Annotated in this window: 11 protein-coding genes; 2 read left to right on the top strand and 9 right to left on the bottom strand. The window is 67.9% G+C overall.

What is annotated here, in order from left to right; all coding sequences use genetic code 11:
• Positions 1-65: 65 nt before the first annotated feature.
• The 9 genes from fadD32 to glf form a co-directional block, all read right to left on the bottom strand.
• Positions 66-1,964 carry a long-chain-fatty-acid--AMP ligase FadD32 gene (fadD32, locus tag G6N50_RS22010; protein WP_083097246.1) on the bottom strand — a complete coding sequence of 633 codons (1,899 nt, stop codon included), beginning with the start codon at positions 1,962-1,964 and terminating at the stop codon, positions 66-68.
• A 318-nt stretch (positions 1,965-2,282) separates the two neighbouring features.
• Positions 2,283-3,293 (bottom strand): carboxylesterase Culp6, encoded by a 1,011-nt coding sequence (gene culp6 / locus G6N50_RS22005; RefSeq protein ID WP_083097245.1) that lies wholly within the window; start codon positions 3,291-3,293, stop codon positions 2,283-2,285.
• A gap of 165 nt (positions 3,294-3,458) precedes the next feature.
• Positions 3,459-4,361, bottom strand: a complete 903-nt coding sequence (locus G6N50_RS22000; protein ID WP_083097325.1) for an esterase family protein — start codon at positions 4,359-4,361, stop codon at positions 3,459-3,461.
• Between the two features lie 161 nt (positions 4,362-4,522).
• Positions 4,523-5,566 (bottom strand): diacylglycerol acyltransferase/mycolyltransferase Ag85A, encoded by a 1,044-nt coding sequence (gene ag85A, locus G6N50_RS21995; protein ID WP_083097243.1) that lies wholly within the window; start codon positions 5,564-5,566, stop codon positions 4,523-4,525.
• 338 nt (positions 5,567-5,904) lie between these two features.
• Positions 5,905-7,878 (bottom strand): terminal beta-(1->2)-arabinofuranosyltransferase, encoded by a 1,974-nt coding sequence (gene aftB / locus G6N50_RS21990; protein WP_269473838.1) that lies wholly within the window; start codon positions 7,876-7,878, stop codon positions 5,905-5,907.
• On the bottom strand, positions 7,865-8,773 hold the full coding sequence (locus G6N50_RS21985) for a decaprenyl-phosphate phosphoribosyltransferase (RefSeq protein ID WP_083097240.1): 909 nt from the start codon (positions 8,771-8,773) through the stop codon (positions 7,865-7,867). The genes aftB and G6N50_RS21985 overlap by 14 nt, the downstream gene beginning before the upstream one ends.
• Positions 8,766-9,305, bottom strand: coding sequence for a phosphatase PAP2 family protein (locus G6N50_RS21980; protein ID WP_083097239.1), 540 nt, complete (start codon positions 9,303-9,305; stop codon positions 8,766-8,768). Before G6N50_RS21980 ends, G6N50_RS21985 begins: the two co-directional genes overlap by 8 nt.
• On the bottom strand, positions 9,298-11,193 hold the full coding sequence (locus tag G6N50_RS21975) for a glycosyltransferase (protein ID WP_083097237.1): 1,896 nt from the start codon (positions 11,191-11,193) through the stop codon (positions 9,298-9,300). The genes G6N50_RS21980 and G6N50_RS21975 overlap by 8 nt, the downstream gene beginning before the upstream one ends.
• 50 nt (positions 11,194-11,243) lie before the next feature.
• A complete protein-coding gene (gene glf, locus G6N50_RS21970; RefSeq protein ID WP_083097236.1) occupies positions 11,244-12,452 on the bottom strand; it encodes a UDP-galactopyranose mutase in 1,209 nt (402 codons plus the stop codon).
• A gap of 253 nt (positions 12,453-12,705) precedes the next feature.
• On the opposite strand from glf, the gene G6N50_RS29525 reads away from it, so the two are divergent.
• Both G6N50_RS29525 and G6N50_RS21955 read left to right on the top strand, forming a co-directional pair.
• A complete protein-coding gene (locus G6N50_RS29525; protein ID WP_232068815.1) occupies positions 12,706-13,746 on the top strand; it encodes a PirG in 1,041 nt (346 codons plus the stop codon).
• A gap of 128 nt (positions 13,747-13,874) precedes the next feature.
• Complete coding sequence (locus G6N50_RS21955) at positions 13,875-15,512, top strand: N-acetylmuramoyl-L-alanine amidase (protein WP_372509886.1); 1,638 nt, start codon at positions 13,875-13,877, stop codon at positions 15,510-15,512.
• The last annotated feature ends 16 nt before the right edge of the window (positions 15,513-15,528 follow it).

The raw sequence follows: 15,528 nt of genomic DNA, 5'->3' as shown, positions 1-15,528 counted from the left end.
CCTCCCCGTCAGGGCCCGGGGTGTCGTTTTCGGGATGCTCAGTGTCAGCCATGGTCCTAAGGGATTCAGTCGGTGGCGCTGGCGAAGGCCGTCGGGGAACCGACGCCGCTTCGCAGACTGCCGTCGAGGTAGGCGGCCCGGCAGGCGCGGTGCCCGATCTTGCCGCTGGAGGTGCGCGGGATGGTCCCCGACTGCACCAGCAGTAAGTCGCGGACCGTCACGCCGTGGCGCACCGCGATCGCGGCCCGGATGTCGTCGGCGATCGGCTGGTAGTCCAGCTTGTGCGAGCCGGCCGCGCGTTCGGCGACGATCACCAGCTGCTCGGAGCCGTCATCGGGGTCGTACTTGATGCCGGCGTGCGGGTTGTCGAACACTTCCTTGGGCAGCTGGTTGGCCGGCACCGAGAAGGCCGCGACGTAACCGGTGCGCAGCGCCTTGCTGGCTTCCTGCGCCGAGTACTCGAGGTCCTGCGGGTAGTGGTTGCGGCCGTCGATGATGACCAGGTCCTTGATGCGGCCCGCGATATAGAGGTGGCCCTTGTGGTAGGTGCCGTAGTCGCCGGTCTTGACCCACATGCCGTCGTCGGGGGCGCCCTCGGCGTGCGACTGGCTTATCCGCGACTTGAGGATGTTGCGGAAGATGTCGTTGGTCTCTTCTTCCTTGCCCCAGTAGCCGGTGCCCAGGTTGTTTCCGTGCAGCCAGATCTCGCCGATCTGACCGTCGGGCAGCTCGCTGGCGGTCTCCGGGTCGACGATGACGGCCCACTCGTCGACGCCGATGATGCCGGCGGACACCTGGGGCACAGCCTTGGGCGAATCGGCGGGCACCTCGACGAAGCGCTGCTTGTTCAGCTCGTCACGGTCGACGTGGATGACCGTGGGCGCCTCGTCCATCGGCGTGGTGGAGACGAACAGCGTCGCCTCGGCCAGACCGTAGGAGGGCTTGATCGCGGTCTCCCGCAGACCGTAGGGCGAGAACGCCTCGTAGAACTTGCGCATCGACGCCGGGGACACCGGCTCGCTGCCGTTCAGGATCGCCTTGACGTTGCTCAGATCCAGCGGCGGCTCGCCCTCCTTGGGCACACCGCGGACCGCGGCATGCTCGAACGCGAAGTTCGGCGCCACGGTGATGACCTCGCAGTCCGGGGCGTCGTCGGGCTTGCGCGCCATCTCGCGGATCCACCGGCCGGGCCGGCGCACGAAGGCGGCCGGCGTCATGAAGGTGAAGTTGTGGCCGATCACCGGTGACAGCAGCGCGGTGATCAGCCCCATGTCGTGGAAGAACGGCAGCCAGGACAGGCCGCGGTCGGCCTCTTTGCCCTCGAGCCCATTGAGCACCTGCAACACGTTGGTGGGCAGGTTGAGGTGGGTGATCTGCACGCCGGTCGGGGTGCGGGTGGACCCGGAGGTGTACTGCAGGTAGGCGATGGTGTTCTCGTCGGCCTCGGGCGGCACCCAGGTGGACGCGACCTCGTTGGGCACCGCGTCGACGGCGATGATGCGGGGACGTTCCTTGGCCGCGCGGGCGCGGATGAACTTGCGGACGCCCTCGGCGGCCTCGGTGGTGGTCAGGATCGTCGACGGGGTGCAGTCGTCGAGCACGGCGTGCAGGCGGCCGACGTGGCCCGGCTCGCCCGGGTCGAACAGCGGCACCGCGATCCGGCCGGCGTACAGCGCGCCGAAGAGCGCCACGAGGTAGTCCAGGTTCTGCGGGCAGAGCACCGCGATGCGGTCCTCGGGCTGGGTGACTTGCTGCAGGCGGGCGCCCACGGCGCGGTTGCGGGCGCTGAACTCCGACCAGGAGATGTCGCAGGCGACGCCGTCGCGTTCGGTGGAGAAGTCCAGGAACCGGTAGGCGAGCTTGTCGCCGCGAACCCTCGCCCACTTCTCAACGTGCTTGACCAAGTTCGTGTTGTCCGGGAACTTGATCTTTCCATTCACGATGAACGGGTTGTGGTACACCATGCCGCTCTCCTGTCACACCTGTTTTCGGTCGGCCCGGCCGACACCTTGTTCCTAGGTCGGCTCCGCCGACAACTTCGTTCTCAAGCCGGCTATGCCGACGGTTACATGTCTACGCGTACACCGGACCTCGCACGGCACCCGCTGGGGTACGCCGGCCATGTGCCAGTCCCCGACCGACCCGACGGGTGCGCGACAAAGGTCCGATAGCTCTTAAATTCCTCTTAATGTTACGGGGCTGCCTACGGCAGACCAAATCACAAGGTACCGCTGATCGACGTCGGCGACCGCCACCTGACGCTTGTGTCCCACCGCCGGAGATCATCCGTGCTTTGGTTGTGGCGCATTCGCGATAAGACCGTGAGCCCAGTTCAACGTCCAGTCGGTCGCCGGCGCCCCGTCGATGCTCCAGCACTGCGTCGTGGCGTAGAGGGCGTGGACGGGCTGGCCCGCGCCGCCGGCCAAGGTGTTCAGTGTGGTCGGCAGGTTGGCGATGCTGAACGCCTCCTCCGGCGCGGCGCAGATGAGGTCGCCCGGCGCGCAGATCTCATTGGTCCTGGCGTTGAGGTCGCCGAACCCCCCCGGGCGCGCACCGGTCATGGTCAGACCCATCCCGGACAGAATGGGCACCTCGTGCAACGTGACCTCGGCGCCCTGCCCCGGCGGGTTGGGCCCGATGTCGTTGCCGACGCCCATCTGACGACGACCGTCAGCGATCAACGTCACACCCAACACCAGGTCCTCGTCGACGGGCCCGCGGCCGTTGCCGATGTCGCTGGCGATGTCACCCGCGATCACCGCGCCCTGCGAAAAGCCCATCAGCACGTAACTGGTCAGCGGGCACTTGGTGTTCATGTCGGTCATCGCCTGAACCGTCGCGCGGGTGCCCTCGGCCCGGCTGGCGTTGTAGGACATTTGCGTGTCGCCGCTCAACGGATTGTGGAACTGCGCGGTGTACGGGGTGGTGTACTCCTGCACCCGCGACGACGGGAACTGCTGGATAATGCTCGCGGTCACCTTGTGCAGCAACGCATTGGGAAATTGGACGGGGTTGGCGGGGTCGTCCTGCACCGCGGATTCCCACGTGCCGGGAACGTTGACCAGCAGCACGTCAGGGCACGAGGCGTCTTGCGAGGCGGGTCGCGGCTTGTGCGGGTGCGTCGTGGTCGACGACGGCGGCAGCACCCCGGGCGGCACCGCGCTGGGCTGCGACTGGTGGCCGCGCAGCAGGGTGACCGCGGCCAAGATGCCCAGGAAGACGACGGCAGCGACGGACACTGCGGCGATCCAAGCGAGGGTGCGTTGGCGCTTACGCCGCGCGCTGTTAGCCATGTTCTCCTGCCAGCAGAGTCGGTGGATCGCAGCTACGCGGCCCTCCCGACCCCTGCTGCACCCCCTACACGCTACCGGCTCGGCCGGCTGGGCCCCTCGGGCAGCGAGCCGCGGGCAGATGGCGCCGACCCACTGCGCGCGGCTCCGCCGCGCCGGCGATCGCCGCTAGCGGATGGCGCCGACGATGTCGCCCGACATCGCCCCGAGCTGCCCCGACCACGAGCCCCAGCCGTTGTCGCCGCCGCCGGGGAAGTCGAAGTGACCGTTGTGTCCGCCGTTGCTGCGGTACTGCTGATAAAACTCGCGGGAACTGCCCATCGCCGCGCCGGCCTGACCGATCATCGCGGCATCGTCGCCACCCATGTTGGTCGGGCTCCACACCCACACCCGGGTGTTGTTCTGCGCCAGCAGCGAGGCGTGCACGTACGGGTCGTGCCACTTCCACCGGCCCAGCTGCGGGGCCCCCCACATGCCGTTGCCGTCGACGCCGCCGAACTGCTGCAGGCCGGCCAGGATCGCGCCGTTGTAGTTGGTGCTCGACGGGTAGAGGAACCCGGACAGCGATCCGGCGAAGCCGAAGCGGTCGGGGTGGAAGGCGGCCAACGCCATCGCGCCGTAGCCGCCCTGCGAGGCACCGACGGCTGCGTGCCCCCCGGGCGCCAGGCCCTTGTTGGCGGCCAGCCAATCGGGCAGCTCGCTGGACAGGAACGTGTCCCACTGCTTGCTGCCGTCCTGTTCCCAGTTGGTGTACATGCTCCAGGCGCCGCCGGCCGGGGCCACCACCGAGACGCCCTTGCCGCCCAGCGTGTTCATCGCGTTGCCGGCGGTGACCCAGTTGCTCACGTCCGGGGCCGCGTTGAAGGCGTCGAGCAGGTAGACCGCGTGCGGACCACCGGCCATGAAGGCCACCGGAATGTCGCGGCCCATGGCCGCCGACGGAACCATCAGGCTTTCGTAGCCCGCCGCCCGGGCTTTGCCGACGGTTGCAGCGGTCTGCAGCGCGAACGCCGCCCCGACCGCTAGCACGGCTACGCAGAACACCCGTAGAAGCGCTGACACACCCCGCACGACCGTCATGTCCACCCTCCATCGTCTAGTCGCTGACAGCAGATTAGCCAGCGCCGTAGTTCCCCCGACCGCCGGGTAGTGAAACACGTCACACGGGCCGCAAACAACTGGCGGCGGAAGCCCCGAGGGGTTTCCGCCGCCAGTCGTCGTGCTTGGTGTGGTTAGGTGCCCTGCCCGTTGCCCGCGTTGGTGGTGGCGGCCGTGGCCGGACCCGCACCCGGGGTGGCGCCCAGCACCGACTGCAAATCAGGCTTCATCGCCTGCAGCTGCGCGCCCCAGTAGGGCCAGTCGTGGGTGCCGTTGGCGTCGAAGTTCCACACCGCGTTGTGGCCACCGGCCCCGTTGTAGGCGTCCTGGAACTTCAGGTTGCTGGTCCGCACGAAGCCCTCCAGGAACTTCGCGGGCAGGTTGTCGCCACCGAGGTCGGACGGCTTTCCGTTACCGCAGTACACCCAGATGCGGGTGTTATTGGCGACCAGCTTGCCGACCTGCAGCGACGGGTCGTTGCGCGCCCACGCCGGGTCGTCCTTCGGACCCCACATGTCGGCGGTCTTGTAGCCACCGGCGTCACCCATGGCCAGGCCGATCAGCGACGGGCCCATGCCCTGCGACGGGTCCAGCAGCGCCGACAGCGAGCCGGCGTAGACGAACTGCTGCGGGTGGTAGGCGGACAGGATCAGCGCGGACGATCCGGCCATCGACAGGCCGACCACGGCGCTGCCGGTCGGCTTGACCTGCTTTTGGCTCTCCAGGTACGCGGGCAGCTCGCTGGTCAGGAAGGTCTCCCACTTGTAGGTGACGCAGCCGGCCTTGCCGCAGGCGGGCTTGTACCAGTCGGAGTAGAAGCTGGACTGGCCGCCGACCGGCATGACCGTCGAGATGCCGGACTGGTTGTACCACTCGAACGCCGGGGTGTTGATGTCCCAGCCGTTGAAGTCGTCCTGCGCACGCATACCGTCGAGCAGGTACAACGCAGGCGAGTTCGGGCCACCGCTCTGGAACTGGATCTTGATGTCGCGGCCCATTGCCGCGGACGGAACCTGCAGGTACTCCACCGGCAGACCCGGGCGCGAGAAGGCCCCGGCGGTCGCCGAGCCTCCGACGGCGCCAATCAGGCCCGAGAGCAGCGCCGCACCCGCGGCCGCCACGACGAGCCGGCGCGGCATACCCGCCACGGCGCCGCGCAATCTGTCGACAAGCGTCATCCTTGCTTCCTCATCCTTCTTGCGGCCTTTCGGCGCAGTTCACCGATCGGACGCTTTCTTGATTGGGTCGAACTGCCTGCGCGCAAGCGCGGCAGTGCCCGTGTAGTCAACCACACCTTGCATCGTTCAGCCGCATCGAGGCGACGGCACCTACCGTCGAGCGGCCCTCCTTCCCAGCGGTTTTCAAATTGAACATGTGTCTAAAAGGTGTTGTTTTCGCATGTGCTTAACCGTCATTGGCGCCTGGTGAGAGGCCAATTGTGATGTTGCTGCCACTTTTTCGCGGCGCGCGGACGGTGATTCGTGCGGCATCTGCCGAAAATTCTTCTGCGCGACGCTTACTCGCGCGGCGGGGGCGGGGCCTCCGGGGGTATCGGCAGGCCACACCGTGCCAACTCGTAGCGCGGCACCCGGTCAATCCGGTACCCGGTGAACTGGAAGGAGTTCACCAGGTTGGACACGAATCGGTGCGGGGTCATCGGCGCGCGCACCGAGCTGAGCACCGCCTTCGTCTCGGGGCATTGCAGCGCCGCGACGGCCTCGGCGACCCACTGCGCGTCCAGATAGCCCGGAATCCCCGGAGGCACCTTCACCCAGGGGCCGTCGGCGATCACCCAGTCCGGGAAGAGGTTCTTGTCGTGCCCGATGCGGCCGTGCTTGAGCCGTTCGGTGTGTTGCGCAAGCGGATTCGCCAAACCGATCTGATCGATCACCCTGACGTCGAGCCCGACGTTCATGCCGACCATGCCGAGATTGGTGAAAAACACTGCATGCTGGGGTTTTTGCGCGGACTTGTCGCCCTGCGCCGGCTGGGCCTGCGGCACCAAATCCCACTGGATGTAATTGCCCGACGGCAGCAGCAACGCGCCTTCGGGAGTGTTGTTGAGGGCGGTCAGGATGGCCGCCATTCGCGGATAACCCAGGTAGTCGGCTGCGGTGAGCGGATGCGCGTGACCGGTGGCCTGGGCATAGAAGCGGCGTTCGTCGACGATCCCGGTGTAGGTGACGTGGGTGGCGTCGTCGCCCATCCCGGGTGAATTCGCCGCCCACAGCGCCCATCCGGCCACGCCCAGCCACAATGCGCCGGCGGCGCCGGCCACCCAGTTACCGGTCTCCCGCGAATAGTCCTGGCCGTCGGGGATGGCCACCGGGATGACGGCCACCGGGGCCAGGAGACAGAACAGCGGCGCCAGCAGCACCCGGGCGTGCATGAAGTCGCCGCCCTGCCGAATCCAGTAGAGAGCCTGCAGCAGACCGCTGAACAGCACCCACGCCACCACCGCGGGCGGGCTGTGCACCGCGCGGGCCAGCCGCCCGTAGTTGGGCGCCAGCGCGGGACGCAGGAATGACGGCCGTCGACGGGCGGCGAACAGCAGCACGCCCAGTGGCACGAGCAGCACCAGGGGGATCCACACCGCGTAGGGCGCGTTGAAGTTCGACAGGTAGATCATCCCCTGCGACCACTTGTCCCCGGCCGCGTCCTTGGCCAGGGCGGTCCCCGGGACGAGCAGGCCGTAATAGCCCATCCGGAAGATCTCGTAGGCCACCGGCAGGAATCCCCCGGCCACCACCACCAGCACCCGGCGGCGCCACGTCCGTGCCGCGATCAGCATCATGATCAGCGCCAGCCCACCCATCAGCGCCAGGTCGGGCCGGACCAGGACGCTGAACCCGGCCACGAACGCCAGCGCACCGGCGAACACCTTCTTGTCCGCGCGATTGCGCACCGGCTGCGCCCAGCAGACCATCATCCACCAGAGCAGTCCGAGATAGGCCAGCGTCAAACCGCTCTCCAGCCCGGACGTGGCGAAGTCCCGCGCCGGCGGCAGCGCGATATAAACCAGCGCCCCGGCGGGCAACATGATGGCTTTGCGGCCCCGCAAGCTCGGCGCGTACAACCGCGCGGCGCCCAGCATCAGCAGCGTCACGCCCACCACCGAGAGCGTCAGGGCGAGCGCGAGCGCGACGTACTCCATGCGCAGCGCGCCGCCGACCCAGCTGCCGGCATACATCAGGTAGGTCCAGGCCGTGGAGGTGTTGGCCTCCACCCGCTCGCCCTGGTTGAACACCGGTCCGTTGCCGGCGAGCAGATTGCGCACGGTGCGCAACACGATCAGCCCGTCGTCGGCGATCCACCGCCGCTGCCAACTCCCCCAGCCGAACAGGACGGCCACCACCGCCACGCCGATCCACAGGCTGACCCGCACCATCGTGGTGTACGGAAAGATGGGCCACCCGGCCCGCCTGGTCACCGGCCGGCTCCGCATCATGCGCGCTTTGAGGGCCTGCAGTTCGGGGCTAACCGAAGGCAACGGCGGCTCCAAGCGTCGCTATCCACGCCACAAAAAGCAGCTGCAGCACCCGGTCCCGCAGCGCGATGTCTTCGGGTTCGCCGGCCAGCCCGCCGTCCACGTCGACCGCGTAGCGCAGGATCGCGATGGTGAACGGGACCATCGACACCGCGAACCATGACCCCGAGTGGCGGTCACGCTCGAACGACCACAGCCCGTAGCAGAGCACCACCGCGGTGGCCGACATGGTCCAGACGAACCGCAGATAGGTGCTGGTGTAGCTCTCCAGGGACTTGCGAATGGCGGCGCCGGTGCGCTCGGCGACCTGCAGCTCGGCGTAGCGCTTGCCCGCCACCATGAACAGCGACGCGAATGCCGCGGTCAGCAAGAACCATTGCGACAGCGGGATGCCGGTGGCGGCGCCGCCGGCGATGGCGCGCAGCAGGTACGCCGACGACACGATGCAGATGTCCATCACCGCTTGATGTTTCAGACCGAAACAGTAGGCAAGCTGCATGCCGAGGTAGACGGCCATCACCACCGCCAGGTCCGGCGTCAGCCACCAGGCGAGCCCCAGCGAGCCCGCCCCGAGAACCACCGCCAGGGTGTAGGCCAGCCACTCCGGCACCACGCCCGCGGCGATCGGGCGGAACCTCTTGGTGGGGTGCTCGCGGTCGGCATCGACGTCGCGCACGTCGTTGACCAGATAGATCGACGAGGCCGCCAGGCAGAACACCACGAACGCCACCGACACCTTGGTCAGCACGTCGGCGTAGTTGTAGTGCACCGGGCCGCCCAACGCGGCCACCGGCGCTGCCAGCACCAGGACGTTCTTCACCCACTGCCGCGGGCGGATCGCCTTGATAACCCCGACCACCACGTTGTCCGAGGGGCCGGTCACCACGTCCTCACTCATTCGCCCAGACCTTCCGCGCCCGGCCTTCAAGCCGCACGGCGATTCGCGCGACGGTGGCACCGAGGGCGATGCCGCAGGCCACGTCGCTGGGATAGTGCACCCCCAGCAGCATCCGCGACAACGCCATCGGAGGAATCAGGAGGGCGGGCAGCGGCAGACCGGTGACCCGCCCCATCAGGATGGCCGCGGCCGTCGTCGAGGTGGCATGCGCCGACGGGAAACTCAGCCGGCTCGGCGTGCCGACGTTCACCACCACCGCCGGATCGTGCGGCCGCTGGCGCCGCACCACCCGCTTGACCAGCACGGCGGCGGCATGGGCGGCGAACGCGCCGGCCCCGGCCACCAGCCAATCGAAACGCCGCTTCGGCATCAGCAGCGCGCCGACCGACGCCACGACCAGCCAGCCGATGCTGTGCTCGCCGAAATGGGACAGACCGCGCGCCGTTGTCAGCACACCGGGGCGCTCGCCCAGGGCCGACTGCACAGCCACCAGCGCGGCCACCTCCCCAGTAGGGGGCGCCGGTTCAGGCATTCTCGCGCTCGGCGTGCGCGGGCAGCAGCGCCGTCTCCCACTTCTGCTTGCTGGACAGCACGGGCAGCGCGTCGCGATACACCCGGCGCATCTCGTCGAACCGGGCGAGCAACTGGCGCTGCCGGCGCACCGATTTGAACAACAGCGAGAACATCTTTCGCCGGTCCCGCTGCCGGTAGACCACGCCGCAGCCGTCGGCCGTCGTGACCGTCACGCCGTCGACCGTGCACAGCCGGAACCAGCGCGCATCCTGGGTCGGCACGTTGAACTCGGGCCGGCTGTGGGACTCCGTGTCGGCCTTCGTCATGTTGTGCAGGATGCCGCGGGCCAGCCGGTAGCTGATCGACACCGGGTTCACCGGCGGCTTCATCGCCTTGCTCTGGTACAGCGGCTTGGGCAGCTCGCTGGCCGCCGGCAGCACGACGGCGTCCGGGTATTCCTTGCGTAGCCGGTGCACTTCAGGCAGCGCCGATTCCAGGATCGAGAAGATGTGCTCCGGGCCGGCGAGGAAGTCGTCGATGGCCTTGTTCTGGATGGCGACCGTCGAATATTCCAGGCAGGCAAGGTGTTTCAGCGTTGCCTTGAGGTGGCTGCGGACCAGGCCGGTGATGTCGCCATCCCAGTGCAGCGCGGAGACCACCAGCCGGTTGCGCAGGTGGAAGTAGGCCTGCCAGTCGATGGCGTCGTCCTTGTCGCTCCAGGCCATGTGCCAGATCGCGGCGCCGGGCAGCGTGACCGTCGGGTAGCCGTGTTCGCCGGCGCGCAGACCGTATTCGGCGTCGTCCCATTTGATGAACAGCGGCAGCGGCTGGCCGAGTTCTTCGGCGACCTGCCGGGGGATCATGCACGTCCACCACCCGTTGAAGTCGACGTCGATGCGCCGGTGCAGCAGCGCGCTGCGATCGTTCTTGTCGTTCAACGGAAATTCGGCGAAGTTGTGGTCGTATTCGGCGTGCGGCGCGGCGGTCCACATGAAGTTCGACTGGTTGACGACCTCGCCCATGATGTGCAGGTGTGACGGCTCCTGCAGGTTGAGCATCTGGCCGCCGATCAGCGTCGGCTTCTTGGCGAAGCGGTTCATCGCCAGCACCCGTAGGATCGTGTCCGGCTCGATGCGGATGTCGTCGTCCATGAACAAAATCTGTTGGCAGTCAGTGTTTTTCAGCGCTTCGTACATGACCCGGCTGTAACCGCCGGACCCGCCGAGGTTGGGCTGGTCGTGAATGGAGAGCCGACTGCCCAGGCCCGCCGAGGCTGCCGCGAAATCCGGGTGATCGCGCACCTTGCGGACGCCCTGATCCGGCACGATGACCGCGCCGATCACCGCGTCCACCAACGGATCTGCGGTGAGGTCGGCCAGGGCGTTGACGCAGTCGGCGGGGCGATTGAACGTGGGGATGCCGACGGCGATGTTGGCCACGCCCGGAGCGGGCTCGGTCGCATACCAGCCGCCACTGCGCAGGGTGACCGCGGTGTCGGTGGTGATGTCGAACCAGATCCAGCCGCCGTCCTCGAAGGGCTTCAGCGGCACCTCGATCTCGACGACGGCCGGCTGATCCTCGGTGCCGACGAATTGGCGGCCCTCCACCGAGATCCGCACCCCGGTGGCTTTGGTCCGGTACATGTCGACGCGCCCGGTTCCGGTCAACTCCACCCGCAACACCACCGATGTGCAGATCGTCCAGCGACGCCAGTAGCTGGCCGGGAACGCGTTGAAGTAGGTGGCGAACGACACCTCGGACTCTTTGCCGATCTCCAGCGAGGTGCGGCTGGTCGCGTGCGCGCGCCGGGCGTTGGTCGTCGACTCCTCGAGGTACAGCTTGCGGACGTCGAGCGGTTCGCCCGGCCGGGGCAGGATGATTCGGGACAGCAGGCTCACGGCACTCATTTAGGCGCCACTCCTTCTCATCGTGTCGCTCTGCATCGTCGTGGCACGCATCAGCGCGCGCCTTCCTCTCTGTTCTGGGCTTCCGTCAGGGATGCGCCGTCACGAAGGTGCGGCGCGAGGACGTTGTCGTACATGTTCAACGCGCTGGCGATGGCCATGTGCATATCCAGGTACTGGTAGGTGCCCAGCCGCCCGCCGAACAGGACTTTCGACGACGCGGTCTCCGACTTCGCCCTGGCCCGGTACGCGGCCAACAGGGCGCGGTCGGCCTCGGTGTTGATCGGATAGTAGGGCTCGTCGTCATCTTCGGCGAAGCGCGAGTACTCCCGCATGATCACGGTCTTGTCGGTCGGATAGTCGCGCTCGGTGTGGAAGTGACGGAACTCGTGGATGCGGGTGTAGGGCACGTCGGGGTCGTTGTAGTTCATCACCGGTGTGCCCTGGAAATCCCCGATGGGCAGCACTTCCAGTTCGAAGTCGAGGGTGCGCCAGCCCAGCCGGCCCTCGGCGTAGTCGAAGTAGCGGTCCAGCGGCCCGGTGTAGACGACCGGCGCCTCGGGGCTGTCCGCGCGCAGCTGGTCGCGCACGTCGAACCAGTCCGTGTCCAGCCGGACCTCGATGCGGTCGTCGGCAGCCATGTTGCGCAGCCAGGCGGTGTAGCCGTCGACGGGCAGGCCCTCATAGGTGTCGCTGAAGTAGCGGTTGTCGAAGGTGTAGCGGACCGGGAGCCGGGTGATGTTGGCGGCCGGCAGCTCCTTGGGGTCGGTCTGCCACTGCTTGGCCGTGTACCCCTTGACGAAGGCCTCGTAGAGCGGTCGGCCGATCAGCGAGATCGCCTTCTCCTCGAGGTTCTGCGCGTCGGCCGTGTCGATCTCGGCGGCCTGCTCGGCGATGAGCTTGCGGGCTTCGTCCGGCGTGAAGTACTTGCCGAAGAACTGCGACACCAGGCCCAGCCCCATCGGGAACTGGTAGGCCTGCCCGTTGTGCATCGCGAAGACGCGGTGCCGGTAGTCGGTGAAGTCGGTGAACTGCCGCACGTAGTCCCAGACCCTCTTATTGGAGGTGTGGAACAGGTGGGCGCCGTACTTGTGCACCTCGATGCCGGTGTGGGGCTCGGCTTCCGAATAGGCGTTGCCACCGATATGCGGGCGGCGGTCCACGACGAGGACGCGCTTCCCGAGCTGGGTAGCCACGCGCTCGGCAATGGTCAGTCCGAAGAATCCAGAGCCGACGACGAAAAGATCGAAACGAGCGGTCATCGGTTGCTTAGGGTATCCGACCGCGTGGCCCTAACCCATTTGGCGAGGCCATGCCGCGGCGTCGGCCCTGTCACTACGGCCGTTGCGGCGCCTGGGATCCGCGATCACAGTCGGGGTCGCAATTGTCTCACGATTCAATATCACCACTCTAGTAACAGGGTCACCACTCGTACCATCGACCTTGTGTGATTCCCACCAGGAAGAAGCGGTGGGACGAGCCGACACAACACATAGTCAGATAGAGGAGACTTCCGTGCCGAACCGACGCCGACGCAAGCTCTCAACAGCCATGAGCGCGGTTGCCGCCCTGGCAGTGGCGAGTCCTTGCGCATACTTCCTTGTCTACGAATCGACCGCCGGCACCAAGGCGCCCGAGCATCACGAGTTCAAGCAGGCCGCGGTCATGAGCGACCTGCCCGGTGAGCTGATGGGCGCGCTGTCGCAGGGGTTGTCGCAATTCGGGATCAACATGCCCCCGGTGCCCGCCTTGACCGGGGGTGCCACCAGCACGCCGGGTCTCGGCGCTCCCGGCCTGGGCGCCCCGGGCCTCGGAACGCCCGGGCTGGGGACGACGGGCCTGACCAATCCGGGTGTGACCAGCCCCGGCCTGACCAGCCCCGGCTTGACCAGCCCCGGCTTGGCGAGCCCGGGCTTGGCGAGCCCGGGCCTGACCAGCCCGGGTATGGCGCCCATGACGCCGGGACTCACCGCTCCCGGTGCGTTGCCCACCACCCCCGGTGGCGGCATCGCGACCCCGGGTGCCGGCCTCAACCCGGCGCTGTCCAACCCCGGGCTGACCAGCCCGGCCGGGGTCACCCCGGGCTTGGGCGGCCCGGCGTTGTCGCCGAGCGAGGTGCCGATCGACTCCGGGGCCGGGTTGGACCCCGGCGCTGGCGGCACCTACCCGATCCTGGGCGACCCGTCGACCTTCGGTAATGCCTCGCCGATCGGCGGCGGCGGTACCGGCCTGGGTGGCGGTTCGGGCTCCGGCGGCAGTGGCGGTCTGGTCAACGACGTGATGCAGGCCGCCAACCAGCTGGGTGCCGGCCAGGCGATCGACCTGCTCAAAGGCTTAGTCATGCCGGCCATCACGCAGGGCATGCACGGCGGCGCGGGTGCCGCGGGCGCCCTGCCGGGTGCCGCCGGTGCGCTCCCGGGTGCCGCCGCGGGTGCCCTGCCGGGTGCCGCGGGCGCCCTGCCGGGTGCGGCCGCGGGCGCTCTTCCCGCCGCCGCGGGTGCGGCCGGTGCGTTGCCGGCGGCCGCCGGCGCGGTACCGGCACTGCCTCCCGTCTAGTCCCCTACAAACCCTCCACAAGACGGCACCGCAGGATGATCTGCGGTGCCGTCGATTTTGTGGAGATTCGCCCCGCTCGGTTCGTGTCGTCTCACAGATAACATTAGAAACACACGTAACATCAGCTGGTGTCCCGCAGTCGTGCGCCAACGATGTTGCTCACCGCTACGGCGGCGACCGTCGTCCTCGTTTCGTGGGTGGCGGGCGCCACACGCGAGTTGCGCACCGCAACCCCGCCGCCGTCCCGCGGCACTCAACTCGTCGAGCAGCCGCTGGTTGGCCTGGGGGCCGGCGTCACAGTTCGCGAGATCAGTCAGGACACCCCGTTCTCTCTGGTCGCCCTGACCGGCGACCTGGCCGGCACGTCCACCCGCGTACGCGCGAAACGGCCCGACGGTTCGTGGGGCCCCTGGTATCAGACCGAATATGAGACCGCGGCGCCCGACGGGGCGACGGCGGCCGGCTCGCTCGAGGGACCCCGCGGCACGGATCCGGTGTTCGTCGGCACCACGACGATCGTCCAGATCGCGGTCACCCGCCCGCTCGACGCGCCGGTGACCCAACCGCCGCCGGCGCAGCCGAATGAGAAGACCGACCTCGGCTATAAGCCGGCATCCAGGGAACAACCCTTCGGGCAGAACATCTCGGCCGTCCTCATCTCCCCGCCGCAAGCGCCGGCCGAAACGCATTGGACACCACCGGCCGGGGTCCTGATGCCCGGCCAGGCTCCCCCCATCATCAGCCGTGCGCAGTGGGGTGCCGACGAGTCGCTGCGATGCGGTACCCCCCAGTACGACAACGGGATTCGCGCGGCCGTCGTTCACCACACCGCGGGCAGCAACGACTATTCACCGCTCGAATCGGCCGGGATCGTCAAGGCCATTTACACCTACCACAGCAAGACGCTGGGCTGGTGCGACATCGCCTACAACGCATTGGTCGACAAGTACGGCCAGGTGTTCGAGGGCAGCGCCGGCGGTCTCACCAAGGCGGTCGAGGCCTTCCACACCGGCGGATTCAACCGCAACACCTGGGGTGTGGCGATGATCGGCAACTTCGACGACGTGCCCCCCACGCCGATCCAGCTCAGGACCGTCGGCCGGCTGCTCGGCTGGCGGCTGGGCCTGGACGGCGTCGATCCCAAGGGCACCGTGCAACTGGAGTCGGCCGGCAGCCACTACACCACCTTTCCCGCCGGTTCCGTCGCGACGTTGCCGACCATCTTCACCCACCGTGACGTCGGGAACACCGATTGCCCGGGCAATGCCGCCTACGCGCTGATGGACGAAATGCGGGATATCGCATCGCATGTCAACGACCCGCCGGAGGAACTGCTCAAGGCGTTGCAGGGCGGCGCGATCTATGACCACTGGCAGGCGATCGGCGGGACGAACAGCGTGCTGGGCGCGCCGACCTCACCGGAAGACAGTGCGGAAGGCGACGCCCGCTTCGTCACGTTCGTCCGGGGTGCGATGTACTGGTCACCCGAGACCGGGGCGCAGCCGGTCACCGGCGCCATCTACGACGCCTGGGGCTCGCAAAGCTATGAACGTGGGCCGCTCGGGTTGCCGACCAGCGCGGAAATACAAGAGCCGCTGCAGATTACGCAGAACTTCCAGCATGGCACGCTGAACTACGAGCGGTTGACCGGAAACGTCACCGAGGTCGTTGACGGGATCACGACTCCGTTGACGACCGAATCCCCCAGCGGCCCAACTGTTCCGGCCGAGCACTTCTCGCTGCCGTCGCATCCCACACCCACGTAGGCGATTGCGCCACCAG

The organism is Mycobacterium mantenii (assembly GCF_010731775.1).
Classification (GTDB): domain Bacteria; phylum Actinomycetota; class Actinomycetes; order Mycobacteriales; family Mycobacteriaceae; genus Mycobacterium; species Mycobacterium mantenii.
The sequence above is the reverse complement of the archived record's forward strand: the minus strand, read 5'-3'. Positions and strand labels throughout refer to the sequence as shown.

Coding starts and splice junctions, on each gene's coding strand:
- fadD32 (WP_083097246.1), bottom strand. CDS start 1,964: ATGGTGTACCACAACCCGTTCATCGTGAATGGAAAGATCAAGTTCCCG.
- culp6 (WP_083097245.1), bottom strand. CDS start 3,293: ATGGCTAACAGCGCGCGGCGTAAGCGCCAACGCACCCTCGCTTGGATC.
- ag85A (WP_083097243.1), bottom strand. CDS start 5,566: ATGACGCTTGTCGACAGATTGCGCGGCGCCGTGGCGGGTATGCCGCGC.
- G6N50_RS21985 (WP_083097240.1), bottom strand. CDS start 8,773: ATGAGTGAGGACGTGGTGACCGGCCCCTCGGACAACGTGGTGGTCGGG.
- G6N50_RS21980 (WP_083097239.1), bottom strand. CDS start 9,305: ATGCCTGAACCGGCGCCCCCTACTGGGGAGGTGGCCGCGCTGGTGGCT.
- G6N50_RS21975 (WP_083097237.1), bottom strand. CDS start 11,193: ATGAGTGCCGTGAGCCTGCTGTCCCGAATCATCCTGCCCCGGCCGGGC.
- glf (WP_083097236.1), bottom strand. CDS start 12,452: ATGACCGCTCGTTTCGATCTTTTCGTCGTCGGCTCTGGATTCTTCGGA.